Below are 11,974 nucleotides of genomic sequence, written 5' to 3' on the forward strand. Positions count from 1 at the left end.
GTCTCACCAACTAAACCTATGAAGGCGCTGGAAATCCGGGCCTTCCGGACCGCTGGCGACGCCGATTTCGGGTCGCCGAAGGGACGCACATTCAAAGACCTTGCTTGATGAGAAGGATCTGAAACCTATGCGTACGATCGACCTTTCGCCCCTGTATCGCTCGCTCGTCGGCTTTGACCGCCTGGCCGCCCAATTGGACGCCGCGGCCCGCACGGAAGCCAGCTCGGGCTACCCTCCCTACAATATCGAACGCACCGGCGAGAACGACTACCGCATCGAGATCGCGGTGGCGGGCTTCAAGCCGGAAGAGCTGAACGTCGAGGTGAAGGAAAACCTGCTGACCGTCACCGGTCGTAAGGCGGCCAACGACGACGCCAAGCAGTACCTGCACCGCGGGCTCGCCGAACGGAATTTCGAGCGCAAGTTCCAGCTTACCGACTACCTGGTGGTGGTCGACGCCGAACTGTCGAACGGCCTGCTGTCCATCGCGCTGAAGCGCGAACTGCCCGAGGCCCTCAAGCCTCGAATCGTCGACATCAAGGCCGGCGCTTCGTCGCTGATCGAAGGCGAGAAGGCCGCCTAATCGACCCTGTTCTGAGTTCCCTACACCCCTCCGAACTTGGGCGGCGCAGCGATGCGCCGCCTTTTTCGTGTCGCCTAAATCACGTCGTCGAGGCCGCGCGCGCCCAGGCGGATCGCGCCGGTGATGTCGACGTCGCGCAATTGGGCGCTGGTGAAATTGGCGCGCGAGAGGTCCGCGCCGGCCAACCGCGCCTGGCGCAGATCCGCCCGGGCCAGGTCGGCGTTGGCGAGAATGGCGCCGGTCATGTCGCAGGGCAGAACCCGATCGGCGGCGATCAGCAACGGTCCCATCTGGGCGTCGCGCAGGTCAGAGCCGGTGAGCTTGGCGCCCTTCAGACGAGCGCCGCGCAGGTCCGCCCGGCGCAGGTTACAGGCGCGCAAGTCCGCGCCCTCCAGCTGGGCGCCCTGCATCTGCACGCCTTCCATATCGAGGCCATAAAAGACCGCGCCCTTGGCCGACAGGGCCGTCAGGTTGAAGCCGCTTACCGAGCGCAGATTGCGCAGGTCGGCGTTGTCGAAGACCGACGGCTTGCCTTCAGCGCCGCCGGTTTCGATCCAGCGCGCGTGGTCGGCGATCATCTGCTCGTAGGGCAGATCCGCGATGTTGGTCCCGGCCGGTTTGTCGGTCAGGGCGCCTTCCATGTTCGTCTGGTTGACGTTCCAGGACATAGTCTTGGCGCCGACCAGAACCGTGTTGCGCAGGTCCGCGCCCGCGAGGTTCGCGCCCGACAGGTCCGCCCCCGCCAGGTTGGCGCCATTGAAGTTGGCCTGCTTGAGATTGGCTCGGATCAGCTTGGCGTCCTTCAGGATGGCGTCGCTGAAGTCGGCCTTGGTCGCGACGATCCCCGACAGGCGCGAGCGCTCAAGGTTCGCGCCGCTGAGGTTGGCCCCGATCGCATAGGCCTCGCGCTGGGTCAGCTCGATGACCTTGTAGCCCTCCTTGCGATCGGCGGCGGCGATGGCCCCTTCCCGCAAGTCGGCCTCGAACATGTCCGCGCCGGTCAGATTAGCGCCGCGCAGGCTGGAGCCGCGCAGATCGGCCCGCCGCAGCGAGGCGTCGGTCAGGTTCGCGCCCTGCAGATCGGCGCCATACAGATTGGCGTTGTCGAGCTTGGTCTTGCGCAGGTCGCACCCGACCATCATCGCGCCGGTAAAGTCGGCGTCGCACAGGTTCCGGCCCGTCAGCGACAGGCCGGAAAGATCACAGAACGTGAAGACGGCCCGCGCGCCCCCCAGCTTCGCCGACCATAGGCGATCGTGCTTGGCGCAGATGACGTCAAGGTCGTGCTGCGTCAGACGCTTGTAGTCTTGGACGGTGGGCGCATCGGCGCTCATGGGCGGCATGGTATCCCGAATGAGGCGTCAACCCTGCGCAGAACAGGATTAACGCCATCTTTCCAAAGGCTTCCGCCGCCTATCAACCAACCTGCGGCAGCGCCTCGGCCCGACTCTCGTCAAGATAGCGCGCGCCGATCGGCTTCAGCTGGGCGTCCAGCTCGATGACCAGCGGATTACCGGTCGGGATTTCAACGCCCACGATCTTGTCATCCGGCACCTGGAACAGGTGCTTGACGATGGCGCGCAGCGAGTTGCCGTGCGCGGCGACCAGGACGGTTTCGCCGGCCTTCAGGTGCGGGGCGATGTCGCTCTCCCAGTAGGGCAGAACGCGAACCAGGGTCGTGGCCAGGCTCTCGGTCGACGGCAGGGTCGCGCCTTTATAGCGGCGGTCCTTGGCGAAATCGTACTCGCCGCCCGGCGCTAGCTCCGGCGGCGGGATGTCGTAGGACCGGCGCCAGATCGTGACCTGCTCGACGCCATGCTTCTCGGCGGTCTCGGCCTTGTTCAGGCCCGTCAGGCCGCCGTAGTGGCGCTCGTTCAGACGCCAGTCCTTAGTCACCGGCACGAAGCTCTGCTTGGCCGCGTCCAGCGCCAGATTGCCCGTGCGGATGGCCCGCGTCTGGACCGAGGTGAAAGCCTGGTCGATGTCGAGGCCGGCCTCGGCGATCAGCTCTCCGCCCTTGCGCGCCTGCGCCTCGCCTTCGGCCGTCAGGTCGACGTCGACCCAGCCGGTGAAGCGGTTTTCCAGGTTCCACTGGCTTTGGCCGTGGCGGAGCAGGACGAGGGTCGGCATCGGGCTTCCTTCAGCGTGGAGGCGAGGTCGGGTTTATCTCAGGGCGGGCTAAGCCCAGCGCCGCCCAGCGTCAAGCGCCGATGCCCGCGCCCCCTCCCCCAACCCGTCGCACGTGCTATAGGCGGGACATGCCTGATCGCATCTTCATGCCGCTAATGGGTCTGATCGCCCTTGTGCTGATCGCCTTCTCCCTCGTTTGGCCGCAGGGCCAGGGTGACCGCTCCTGGGGGCCGTTCGGCCATACGCCGGTCCAGCAGACACCCGAAATGAAGGCCAAGATCCAGCGGGAGAAAGACGCTGCGGCCCGCCGTGAAGCCGCCGCGCGGAAGGCCATCGAAGCCACGGGCCACGCCCCGCAATGAGCGCTTTCGATGCGATCGCCGTCGGCAGACGGGTGCTGAGCGTCGAGGCCGACGCCCTGCGCACGCTGTCCCAATCCCTCGACGACGCCTTCGTTCAGGCGGTCGAGACTCTGTTCAACGCCAAGGGCCGGATCGTCTGCACCGGCATCGGGAAGTCCGGCCACGTGGCGCGCAAGATCGCCGCGACCCTGGCCTCCACCGGCGCGCAGGCGATGTTCGTCCACCCGGCGGAAGCCAGCCACGGCGACCTCGGCATGATCGGCCCCGACGACGTGATCCTGGCGTTGTCGAAGTCGGGCGAGGCGCGCGAGCTGTCGGACACGATCGCCTACGCCAAGCGCTTCTCGATTCCGCTGATCGCCATGACGGCGTTCGAGGACAGCCAGCTGGGCCGTGGCGGCGACATCGTGCTGCGCCTGCCCGATGCGCCGGAAGCCACGGCCGAGGTCAACGCCCCGACCACCTCCACCACGCTGCAGATCGCCCTGGGCGACGCCATCGCCGTGGCCCTGCTGGAACGGCGAGGCTTCACGGCCAGCGACTTCCGGGTCTTCCATCCAGGCGGCAAGCTGGGCGCCATGCTGCGCACGGTCGCCGACCTGATGCACGGCGACGACGAGCTGCCGCTGATCGGCGTCGACGCCCCCATGTCCGACGCCCTGCTGGTCATGAGCGAGAAACGCTTTGGCGCGGTGGGCGTCGTCGACGGCGACGGACGCCTGGCCGGCCTGATCACCGACGGCGATCTGCGCCGACACATGGACGGGCTGCTGCAGCACACCGCAAGCCAGGTCATGACCCGCGCCCCCCTGGTCATCGCCCCCGGCGCCCTGGCGGCCGAAGCCCTGAAAGTGATGAACGATCGCCGGATCACGGTGCTTTTCGTCGTCGAGGCCGAACGTCCCGTCGGCGTGCTGCACGTCCACGACCTGCTGCGCGCCGGCGTGATCTGACACGCCATCATGATCAGGCTCCGCCCCTCCCGCCCCGACGACGGCCCACGGGTCGTCGAGATCTGGGCCGCCGCCGTGGACGCGACGCACGACTTTCTCTCATCCGAGGATCGCGCGGCGATCGGGCGCGAGGTCGAGGCCTTCCTGCCCGGCGCGCCGCTGACCGTCGCGGTGGATCGCCGCGATCGGCCGGTCGGCTTCATGCTGATCGCGGGATCGCACATGGAAGCCCTGTTCATTGATCCTGAACATCGCGACGCCGGTGTCGGCCGGATGCTGATCGAGTACGCCCTGGCGGTTCACCCGCTCCTGACCACGGACGTCAACGAGCAGAACGCCCAGGCGGTCGGCTTCTACGAGCACATGGGCTTCGAACGCACCGGATGGTCGGCGACCGACGGCCAGGGCCGCGCCTACCCGCTGATCCATCTGCGCTTTGGCGCTTAGACAAGGGGCGCCTCGGCCCCGCCATTAGCCATCCGAGGCGCTAAGATCGCCTCAGTACGTCTTCCCCTTGGGCCTGGGGTGGCGGACGGCTAAGCAGGCGCGATCGCTGTTGAGGAGTCGCCATGCGCCTGCCCGCTCTCATCCTGGCCTGCCTGCTTGTGTTCGTCTCGCCCGCCCTGGCGCAGAAGCTGGACCAGACGCCGCGCGTGGCGGTGATCTCGGCGTTCCCGCCCGAGATCGGCGCGCTGAACGCCGCCACCAAGGACCCCAAGACCTTCGACGTCCACGGCGTGAAGTTCATGACCGGCCAGATGGAAGGCAAGCCGGTCGTAGTGTTCCTGAGCGGCGTCTCCATGGTCAACGCGGCCATGACCACCCAGATGGCGCTGGACCGCTTCAACATCACCCGCATCGTCTTTTCCGGCATCGCCGGCGGCGTCGATGAGGGCCTGGACATCGGCGACGTGGTGGTCGCCGACCGCTGGGCCCAGAACTTGGAAAGCGCCTTCGCCCGCGAGACCGACAAGGGTTTCGAGGTCTCGCCCAGCATCCGCAACAGCACCCTGCCCAACTACGGCATGATCTTCCCGCGCGCGATCGTCCTGCCGTCGGACAGCGACAGCCTGCGCGACGGCCGCGTCTGGTTCCCGTCCGATCCGGCCCTGCTGGAGACCGCCAAACAGGTCGCCGCCTCGGTGGCCCTGCAGCGCTGCGCCGCCGACAAGTGCCTGGTCCATCCGCCCAAGGTGGTGATCGGCGGCGCCGGCGTCTCGGCCCCGGTGTTCCTCGACAACGCCGGCTATCGCAAATATCTGCGCTCGACCTTCGAAGCCCGGGTGGTCGACATGGAGAGCGCCGCCGTCGCTCACGTGGCCCTGGTCAACAAGACCCCGTTCATCGCCTTCCGCAGCCTGTCGGACCTGGCCGGCGGCGGCGCGGGCGCCAACGAGATGCATACCTTCATGGCTCTCGCCTCGGACAATTCAGCAACGGTGGTGAAGGCGTTCGTCAAGGCGCTGCCGAACTAGGCGCGCGGCTTTCCCGCTTCACGCGGATGGCCGCTGAAGGGATGGAAGGGGATGCGGAGCGCCCGGGCGACGCCCGGAGTGTGAGTAGTGATTACCGTTTCGACGAAGCCTAGACGCTCCGCGCAGTCGTTATCCGGTGAGCCTTCGACGCGCGGGGTTTTAACCCGCTTCCGAAAGAGGCCCCCGGCGGGCGGGCCGGGCTGGCGACCCGGTCCCCGGACCGTTCGGGCGATTTCAGCCCGGACCTAAAGTCCCGCTCGACCACCCCCGACAGCCGTCACGATCGCCGGCCGGACGTCCCTTCTAAGCCATCGGGTGAGATCAGTATGGAGGGGGTTTCAACGCGGATCACACAGCGGCGTGTAAAAGTGAGAAGTCGTTGAAATTGTTGGGTTCGATTTCGGATACGCGGATCACAGAGCGCCGCGAACGCTCGTACTTGCCCCCTCCGCGCCTGCGGCGCTCCTCCCCCGGAGGGGGAAGAAGGAAACCCACGTCTTCTGCCCCCTTTGGGGGCGGACGACCACGCGGAGCGTGGTCAGGTGGGGGCCTGCGGTGGTGGCCGATTGGCGCTTTGAAACCCGTCCTCAAGCGACGGGAGCCATCCTTACATCTCACGGCGAGACGATCGCTGGGCTGATCAGGTCACTCAAGGACGACGCTCCGCGTCGCCGCTCGCGGTCGCCGGAGGCGATCCTTGACTGACCTGATCAGCCCAGCACGCTGCAGCCTCCAAGAGATGTAAGGTTCGCCCCGACCTGGAGAGGTCGGGCGGCTACCCGTTGCTCACATGACCTTCCGCCCTTAGCGTACCCCTCATGGTGTTCGGATGGCTGAAAGCATGGGCAGCTAAAGGCAGGCCGCCGCATTGGACGGTGGCGGTCGTTGGCGACCTTATCGCGATCGATGACGGTCAGGGTACCGAAGTCGCGGTTCCGGTGAGCGATTTACGGCGCGTTGTCGTCGCCACCGACGATAGTGGGCCTTGGGATGCGGACGTCGTGTTCCTGCTCTACTCCGAGGTAGTCGAACCAACGGGCATCTTTCCACTGGAAGCACAGGGCATGCAGGACTTCGTCGCTTGGTTGAAGGCGCTGCCAGGCTTCCATGACCGCGAACTTGCGAAGGCGATGTCATCTACCAACGTCGCAAGATTTGTCGTCTACGAAGCGCTAGCTTAGTCGACTAAGCCCCCCCCAGGAGCCCCGCCATGTCGTCTTTCGATCGCCGTGTTCTGCTCTCCGGCGGCCTCGCGGCCAGCGCCGCCCTTGCCACGCCCGCGAGCGCCGCGACCGACGCCCCCATCGTGCTCCACCAAGTGTTTTTCTGGCTCAAGAACCCGGGCGCCAAGGCCGACCGCGAAAAGCTGATCGCGGGCCTGAAGGCGCTGAAGGCGGTCGAGGTCATTCAGCAGTTGCACGTCGGCGTCCCGGCCTCGACCGAGAAACGCGACGTGATCGACAACAGCTACGACGTCTCCGAGCTGATGGTCTTCAAGAGCGTCGAGGACCAGAACCGCTACCAGAGCCACCCGCTGCACCAGAAGTTCATCGCCGACTGCGGCCACCTGTGGAGCAAGGTGATCGTCTACGACAGCATGGCGGTGTAACGCGCGGCCCCGCCGGGCCTCTATTGACACCTTAGGTAGCAGGTATAGGGTTCAGCCAACTTGGGGAGAATGCAGATGATCAAGGTTGCTCTGACCGCCACCGCCGCCCTGCTGTTCGCCGCCCCGGCCTATGCCGAGGCTTGGCCTAAGCAGGACTGGTCGGTGATGAAGCTGGCGGCTTTGTCCGCGCAGGCGCCGACCAGCGCGAAGCCGGATGGCGGAGCTAACCCGCCCATGGACTGGATGACCGGCGCCAACGGCGCTCTGGGCGGCCCCTCGCCCAACGCGGCCAGGACCGTGGCGTTCGACACCAGCGCCATCACCCGCACCGGACGGACCGTCGATCTGACCTACTATGTGTGGGCGCAGGACAAGATGGGCGTCACCGAGGTCACCTCGCGGATCGACTGCCGCAAGACGGGCGAGACCGTGCTGGGCCTGCGTCAGTACGGCGCCGACCTGCAGCCGGTGGCGAGCACCCAGCAAAGCTTCCGTAAGATCGACGCGACGTCGCGCGCCGTGGCCTCGAAGGTCTGCGCCACGCCGAAGACCGAGACCGTCAGCGGCAAGTCGCTGCCCGAGCTCTTCAAGGCCAGCTGATCGGCCGCCACCGCCTTTCCGACAAGCGTCAGCGGTGTCGGAAGGCTTGAACCCATAGACATGAGCCCGATCGGCCCCGCCGGTCGGGCTTTCTGCTATCGCGTCCCGAAGGTCCGATCGCCGGCGTCGCCCAGGCCCGGCACGATGTAGCCATGGTCGTTCAGCGTCTCGTCGATCGCCGCCGTCCAGATCGGCACGTCCGGATGGGCCTCGCGCAGGGCGTCGACGCCGGCTTGCGCCGCCAGCAGGCAGACGAAGCGCAAGTTGGTGACGCCGTAGTGCTTGAGGCGCGCGATCGCGGCGATGGCCGAGTGGCCGGTGGCCAGCATCGGATCGACGACGATCGTGAGGCGGCCCGAGATGTCCTCCGGCGCCTTGAAGTAGTACTCGATGGCCTCCAGCGTCTCGTGGTCGCGATAGAGACCGATGTGGGCCACCCGCGCCGACGGGACCAGGTCCAGCATCCCCTCGCACATGCCAAGACCCGCCCGCAGGATCGGGGCGAAGACCAGCTTCTTGCCGGCGATCTCATAGGCCGTGGCCCTGGCGACCGGGGTCTCGATCTGGACCTCGTCCATCGGCAGGTCGCGGGTGACCTCGTAGCAGAGCAGCGTCGCAGTCTCGCGCATTAGGGCGCGGAAGGTCTTGGTCGAGGTCGTCTTGTCCCGCATTCGGGTCAGCTTGTGCTGGACCAGCGGATGATTGACGACGGTGACCTGGGACATGGCGAGACCTGGCTAGGAACGGGGGCTCCCCGCTCCTAGCACGCGCTCGGGAATTCAGGCCAGTTGATCGCCGATCGGCAGGCTGCGGATGCGCTTACCCGTGGCGGCGAACAGCGCGTTGACCAGGGCCGCCGGGGTTGGCGGATAGGCAGGCTCGCCCAGGCCGGTCGGGTTGTTGTCCGACAGCTTGAAGCGCACCTCGACCGGCGGAGCCTCGGCCATCCGCAGCAGCGGGAAGTCGGCGAAATTGCTGGTCACCGCCGCGCCGTTCTCGAAGGTCACGCCCTGGTAAAGGGCGCTGCCGATCGCATCCAGCACCGAGCCCTGCACCTGCTGCTCAGCGCCCGAGGGATTGACGACCTGGCGGCCGCAGTCGACGGCGGCCCAGGCCTTGTCGACCTTGATCGCCCCCTCCTTCACCGTCGCCTGGATCACCACCGCCACATAGCCCAGGTGGCTGTAGTGGCAGGCCACGCCCAGGCCCGTGCCTTTCGGGACCTTGCGGCCCCAGCCGGACATCTCGGCGGCCAGGTCGAGCACGCCGCGCATGCGGCCGGTGTGGAAGCTGTCGCCCTTGCCCGGCTCGCCCAGCAGGCGCGGCGCGCCCAGCATCTCGCGGCGGAAGACGACCGGGTCCTTGCCCGCAGCGTGAGCCAGCTCGTCGGTGAAGCCCTGGATCACGAAGCCGAAAGCATTGTTGCCCGGCGCGCGCAGGAAGCCCGTCGGGAAGCCCAGCGGCATCACCGAGACGTCGTGGCGGTAGTTGGCGACCGCCCGGCCGGGGAACTGGGTCGAGTTCATCCCCGCCGCCAGGCTGAAGCTCTCGCCCTCGCCGAAGGTGATGAAGTGGTTCTTCCAGGCGACCACCGCGCCGCTGGCGTCAAGGCCTGCGGTGAAGTTGTGCCAGCCAGCGGGACGGTAGAAGTCGTGCTGGATGTCCTCCTCGCGGGTCCAGACCAGCTTGACCGGCGCGGCCACCTTGGAGGCGATCACCGCCGCCTCGACCATATAGTCGTTCATCAGCCGACGGCCAAAGCCGCCGCCGCAGCGGATCAGATGGATGGTGATCGCCGACGGATCGACGTTCAGCGCCTTGGCGACCAGAGCGCGGCCGGACTCGGGGTTCTGGGTCGGGGCCCAAATCTCGACCTTCCCGTCCTTGACCTGGGCCGTGCAGTTCTGCGGCTCCATCGGCGCGTGGGCCAGGAACGGATAGCTGTAGGCGGCGCTGACCGTCTTGGCCGCGCCCTTCAGGGCCGCGTCGACATCACCGTCGTTCTGCAGGGTGCGGTGCGGGGGGGCCTTGGACAGCTCGGCGGCCTTGGTCTCGAAGCCCTTGCTGCTCTGGGCGGCGGTCGGGTGCTCGGCCCACTTGATGTCCAGCGCCTCGCGGCCCTTGCGCGCGGCCCACCAGCTGTCGGCGATCACGGCGACGCCGGGGACGATGCTTTGCAGATTGGTCCCGCCCTCGACGACGAAAGCGTCCTTGACGCCCTTGACCGCCTTGGCCGGCGCCAGATCGACACTGGCGACCTTGGCGCCATAGGTCGGGGCCTTGGCGAAGGTGGCGTACAGCATGCCCGGCAAGCGCATGTCGATGCCGAAGGTCGGCGCGCCCGTGGTGATGGCGTCGAGGTTCTGGCTCTTGTGGCTCTGGCCGATGATCCGGAAGGCCTTGGGGTCCTTCAGGGTCAGGGACTTGGGATCGGGCGGGGTCAGCTTGGCGGCGTCGGCGGCGAGCTCGCCATAGGCGGCGCGGCGCTTGCTGGCGGCGTGGACCACCACGCCTGGCTCGGTCGTCAGGCTATCGGCAGCCACGCTCCAGCGCGCGGCGGCGGCCTGGATCAGTAGGGCCCGGACGCTGGCGCCGACCCGGCGCAGGCCGTCATATTCCAGCGTGGTGGCCATGCTGCCGCCGGCCACCTGGCGGCCGTAGATCTTGCTGTCGGCGATGGCCTGCTCGACCGTGACGGCCGACCAGTCGACGTCCAACTCCTCGGCGATCAGCATCGGCAGCGAGGTCTTGATCCCCTGCCCCACCTCCGGAACCTTGGAGGCGATCGTGACCTTGCTGTCCGGCGCGACGCGAACGTAAGCATTGACCTGGGTGTCGCCAGCCGCCTGGCCCTCGGCGGTCATGGTGAAGCTGAGCAGCAGGCCACCGCCGACGGCCGCGCCGCTCTGCAGCACGAAGCGACGGGTGGGGTCGCGGAGGATCTCGCCGTCCATCACGCCTTCTCCCCAACGGCTTCCAAGCCAGCGGCGACCTTGATCGCCTTCTTGATGCGGGTGTAGGTCGCGCAGCGGCACAGATTGCCGTTCATCGCCTCGTCGATATCGGCGTCAGTGGGCTTGGGCTTGGCGGCCAGCAGCGCCGAGGCCGACATGATCTGGCCGGCCTGGCAGTAGCCGCATTGGGGCACGTCGATCGCCTTCCAGGCGTCTTGCACCTTGGCGCCGACCGGCGTCTTGCCAATCCCCTCGATGGTCGTGACCGTCTTGCCGCCGATGTCGCTGATCGGGGTGACGCAAGCGCGGATGGGCTGCCCGTCCAGATGCACCGTGCAGGCGCCGCACAGGGCCGCGCCGCAGCCGAACTTGGCCCCGACCAGGCCCAGCGTATCGCGCAGCACCCACAGCAGGGGCGTGTCGCCATCCACGTCGGCGGTGCGACGCTCTCCGTTGACGGTCAGCGTGAAGGCCATCGGTGTCTTCCTTCCCTAAGGTGAAGCGATCCTGCCCCAATCGCGGCGCGGACGCGAGAACTGTCACAAAAGTTTCACAGATAGGATTTGACGGCCAAATCCTTCCGTGGTTCCCGTGCGCCGCGCGTCGATCCGCCTACGGACGAACGCGATCTCGCAAGGAAAGATCGACATTATGCTGGGCTTGTTCAAGGCCGTCATGCCGAAGGAAGACGCGTTCTTCGACCTGTTCTCCGCCCACGCCAAAACCCTGGTCGACGGCGCCCACGCCCTGCGCGACATGACCGAAGGCGGCGACGCTGTCGAACCCGCCAGCGCCCGCGTCTATCGCCACGAGGAAGAGGCCGACGACATCACCCGCCAGGTGATGCTGGCCGTCCGCCGCAGCTTCATCACCCCCTTCGACCGCAGCGATATCCAGGACCTGACCACCTCGCTGGACGACGCCATCGACCAGATGCGCAAGACCGCCAAGGTCGTCAGCCTGTTCGAGGTCAAGAGCTTCGAGCCGCAGATGCGCCAGATGGCGAGCGTCATCGTCGAGGCCGCCAAGCTGACCGAGGAAGCCGTCGCCCTGCTGCCCAAGATGCGCCACAACGCCCAGAAGCTCAGCGAGATCTCGGTGCGCATTCGCGAGATCGAGGAGCAGTCCGACCACCTGTACGACCAGGGCCGCAAGGACCTGTTCCTGGCCAGCCGAGAAACCGGCCCTGGGGGTGATCCGATGACCTTCATCGTCGGCATCGACATCTACAGCCACCTCGAGAAGGTCATGGACCGCTTCGAGGACGTGGCCAACCGCATCAGCGGCATCGTCGTCGAGCAGGTCTGA

At 67.0% G+C, this 11,974-nt stretch carries 15 protein-coding genes; 10 read left to right on the forward strand and 5 right to left on the reverse strand.

What is annotated here, in order from left to right:
- Positions 1–127: 127 nt before the first annotated feature.
- Positions 128–583, forward strand: a complete 456-nt coding sequence (locus tag CSW59_RS18235; protein WP_099445406.1) for an Hsp20 family protein — start codon at positions 128–130, stop codon at positions 581–583.
- Between the two features lie 74 nt (positions 584–657).
- Here the strand turns inward: CSW59_RS18235 and CSW59_RS18240 are convergent, their stop codons facing one another.
- Positions 658–1,917, reverse strand: a complete 1,260-nt coding sequence (locus CSW59_RS18240; RefSeq protein ID WP_099445407.1) for a pentapeptide repeat-containing protein — start codon at positions 1,915–1,917, stop codon at positions 658–660.
- A gap of 82 nt (positions 1,918–1,999) precedes the next feature.
- Positions 2,000–2,713: a 2,3-diphosphoglycerate-dependent phosphoglycerate mutase gene (gene gpmA / locus CSW59_RS18245; RefSeq protein WP_099445408.1), complete on the reverse strand. Its 714-nt coding sequence runs from the start codon at positions 2,711–2,713 to the stop codon at positions 2,000–2,002.
- A 146-nt stretch (positions 2,714–2,859) separates the two neighbouring features.
- On the opposite strand from gpmA, the gene CSW59_RS18250 reads away from it, so the two are divergent.
- From CSW59_RS18250 to CSW59_RS18280, 8 genes are all read left to right on the forward strand, one after another.
- Complete coding sequence (locus CSW59_RS18250) at positions 2,860–3,075, forward strand: hypothetical protein (RefSeq protein ID WP_099445523.1); 216 nt, start codon at positions 2,860–2,862, stop codon at positions 3,073–3,075.
- Positions 3,072–4,028, forward strand: a complete 957-nt coding sequence (locus tag CSW59_RS18255; RefSeq protein ID WP_099445409.1) for an SIS domain-containing protein — start codon at positions 3,072–3,074, stop codon at positions 4,026–4,028. The genes CSW59_RS18250 and CSW59_RS18255 overlap by 4 nt, the downstream gene beginning before the upstream one ends.
- 9 nt (positions 4,029–4,037) lie before the next feature.
- Positions 4,038–4,475 carry an acetyltransferase gene (locus CSW59_RS18260; protein WP_099445410.1) on the forward strand — a complete coding sequence of 146 codons (438 nt, stop codon included), beginning with the start codon at positions 4,038–4,040 and terminating at the stop codon, positions 4,473–4,475.
- Between the two features lie 122 nt (positions 4,476–4,597).
- Positions 4,598–5,503, forward strand: coding sequence for a 5'-methylthioadenosine/S-adenosylhomocysteine nucleosidase (locus tag CSW59_RS18265; protein ID WP_099445411.1), 906 nt, complete (start codon positions 4,598–4,600; stop codon positions 5,501–5,503).
- Positions 5,504–6,114: 611 nt separating this feature from the next.
- Positions 6,115–6,204 carry a hypothetical protein gene (locus CSW59_RS21515; RefSeq protein WP_236632269.1) on the forward strand — a complete coding sequence of 30 codons (90 nt, stop codon included), beginning with the start codon at positions 6,115–6,117 and terminating at the stop codon, positions 6,202–6,204.
- Positions 6,205–6,321: 117 nt separating this feature from the next.
- Positions 6,322–6,684, forward strand: coding sequence for a hypothetical protein (locus tag CSW59_RS18270; RefSeq protein ID WP_099445412.1), 363 nt, complete (start codon positions 6,322–6,324; stop codon positions 6,682–6,684).
- A gap of 29 nt (positions 6,685–6,713) precedes the next feature.
- Positions 6,714–7,112: a Dabb family protein gene (locus CSW59_RS18275; protein WP_099445413.1), complete on the forward strand. Its 399-nt coding sequence runs from the start codon at positions 6,714–6,716 to the stop codon at positions 7,110–7,112.
- Positions 7,113–7,187: 75 nt separating this feature from the next.
- Positions 7,188–7,712 carry a hypothetical protein gene (locus CSW59_RS18280; RefSeq protein ID WP_099445414.1) on the forward strand — a complete coding sequence of 175 codons (525 nt, stop codon included), beginning with the start codon at positions 7,188–7,190 and terminating at the stop codon, positions 7,710–7,712.
- A 95-nt stretch (positions 7,713–7,807) separates the two neighbouring features.
- Here CSW59_RS18280 and upp read toward each other — a convergent pair whose 3' ends face one another.
- The 3 genes from upp to CSW59_RS18295 are packed head-to-tail and all read right to left on the reverse strand — an operon-like array spanning position 7,808 to position 11,142.
- Complete coding sequence (gene upp, locus CSW59_RS18285; RefSeq protein ID WP_099445415.1) at positions 7,808–8,437, reverse strand: uracil phosphoribosyltransferase; 630 nt, start codon at positions 8,435–8,437, stop codon at positions 7,808–7,810.
- Between the two features lie 54 nt (positions 8,438–8,491).
- Positions 8,492–10,666, reverse strand: a complete 2,175-nt coding sequence (locus tag CSW59_RS18290; RefSeq protein ID WP_099445416.1) for a xanthine dehydrogenase family protein molybdopterin-binding subunit — start codon at positions 10,664–10,666, stop codon at positions 8,492–8,494.
- A complete protein-coding gene (locus CSW59_RS18295) occupies positions 10,666–11,142 on the reverse strand; it encodes a (2Fe-2S)-binding protein (RefSeq protein WP_099445417.1) in 477 nt (158 codons plus the stop codon). The genes CSW59_RS18290 and CSW59_RS18295 overlap by 1 nt, the downstream gene beginning before the upstream one ends.
- A 175-nt stretch (positions 11,143–11,317) precedes the next feature.
- Here CSW59_RS18295 and CSW59_RS18300 point away from each other — a divergent pair, with 175 nt between their 5' ends.
- On the forward strand, positions 11,318–11,974 hold the full coding sequence (locus CSW59_RS18300; RefSeq protein WP_099445524.1) for a DUF47 domain-containing protein: 657 nt from the start codon (positions 11,318–11,320) through the stop codon (positions 11,972–11,974).

Origin of the sequence: Caulobacter sp. BP25, from assembly GCF_002737755.1 — a bacterium.
In the GTDB taxonomy this organism is placed as follows: Bacteria; Pseudomonadota; Alphaproteobacteria; order Caulobacterales; family Caulobacteraceae; genus Caulobacter.

What these genes read in the sequence shown, in the direction of transcription:
- CSW59_RS18235 (WP_099445406.1), top strand. Translation starts at nt 128, where the DNA reads ATGCGTACGATCGACCTTTCGCCCCTGTATCGCTCGCTCGTCGGCTTT.
- CSW59_RS18240 (WP_099445407.1), bottom strand. Translation starts at nt 1,917, where the DNA reads ATGAGCGCCGATGCGCCCACCGTCCAAGACTACAAGCGTCTGACGCAG.
- gpmA (WP_099445408.1), bottom strand. Translation starts at nt 2,713, where the DNA reads ATGCCGACCCTCGTCCTGCTCCGCCACGGCCAAAGCCAGTGGAACCTG.
- CSW59_RS18250 (WP_099445523.1), top strand. Translation starts at nt 2,860, where the DNA reads ATGCCGCTAATGGGTCTGATCGCCCTTGTGCTGATCGCCTTCTCCCTC.
- CSW59_RS18255 (WP_099445409.1), top strand. Translation starts at nt 3,072, where the DNA reads ATGAGCGCTTTCGATGCGATCGCCGTCGGCAGACGGGTGCTGAGCGTC.
- CSW59_RS18260 (WP_099445410.1), top strand. Translation starts at nt 4,038, where the DNA reads ATGATCAGGCTCCGCCCCTCCCGCCCCGACGACGGCCCACGGGTCGTC.
- CSW59_RS18265 (WP_099445411.1), top strand. Translation starts at nt 4,598, where the DNA reads ATGCGCCTGCCCGCTCTCATCCTGGCCTGCCTGCTTGTGTTCGTCTCG.
- CSW59_RS18270 (WP_099445412.1), top strand. Translation starts at nt 6,322, where the DNA reads ATGGTGTTCGGATGGCTGAAAGCATGGGCAGCTAAAGGCAGGCCGCCG.
- CSW59_RS18275 (WP_099445413.1), top strand. Translation starts at nt 6,714, where the DNA reads ATGTCGTCTTTCGATCGCCGTGTTCTGCTCTCCGGCGGCCTCGCGGCC.
- CSW59_RS18280 (WP_099445414.1), top strand. Translation starts at nt 7,188, where the DNA reads ATGATCAAGGTTGCTCTGACCGCCACCGCCGCCCTGCTGTTCGCCGCC.
- upp (WP_099445415.1), bottom strand. Translation starts at nt 8,437, where the DNA reads ATGTCCCAGGTCACCGTCGTCAATCATCCGCTGGTCCAGCACAAGCTG.
- CSW59_RS18290 (WP_099445416.1), bottom strand. Translation starts at nt 10,666, where the DNA reads ATGGACGGCGAGATCCTCCGCGACCCCACCCGTCGCTTCGTGCTGCAG.
- CSW59_RS18295 (WP_099445417.1), bottom strand. Translation starts at nt 11,142, where the DNA reads ATGGCCTTCACGCTGACCGTCAACGGAGAGCGTCGCACCGCCGACGTG.
- CSW59_RS18300 (WP_099445524.1), top strand. Translation starts at nt 11,318, where the DNA reads ATGCTGGGCTTGTTCAAGGCCGTCATGCCGAAGGAAGACGCGTTCTTC.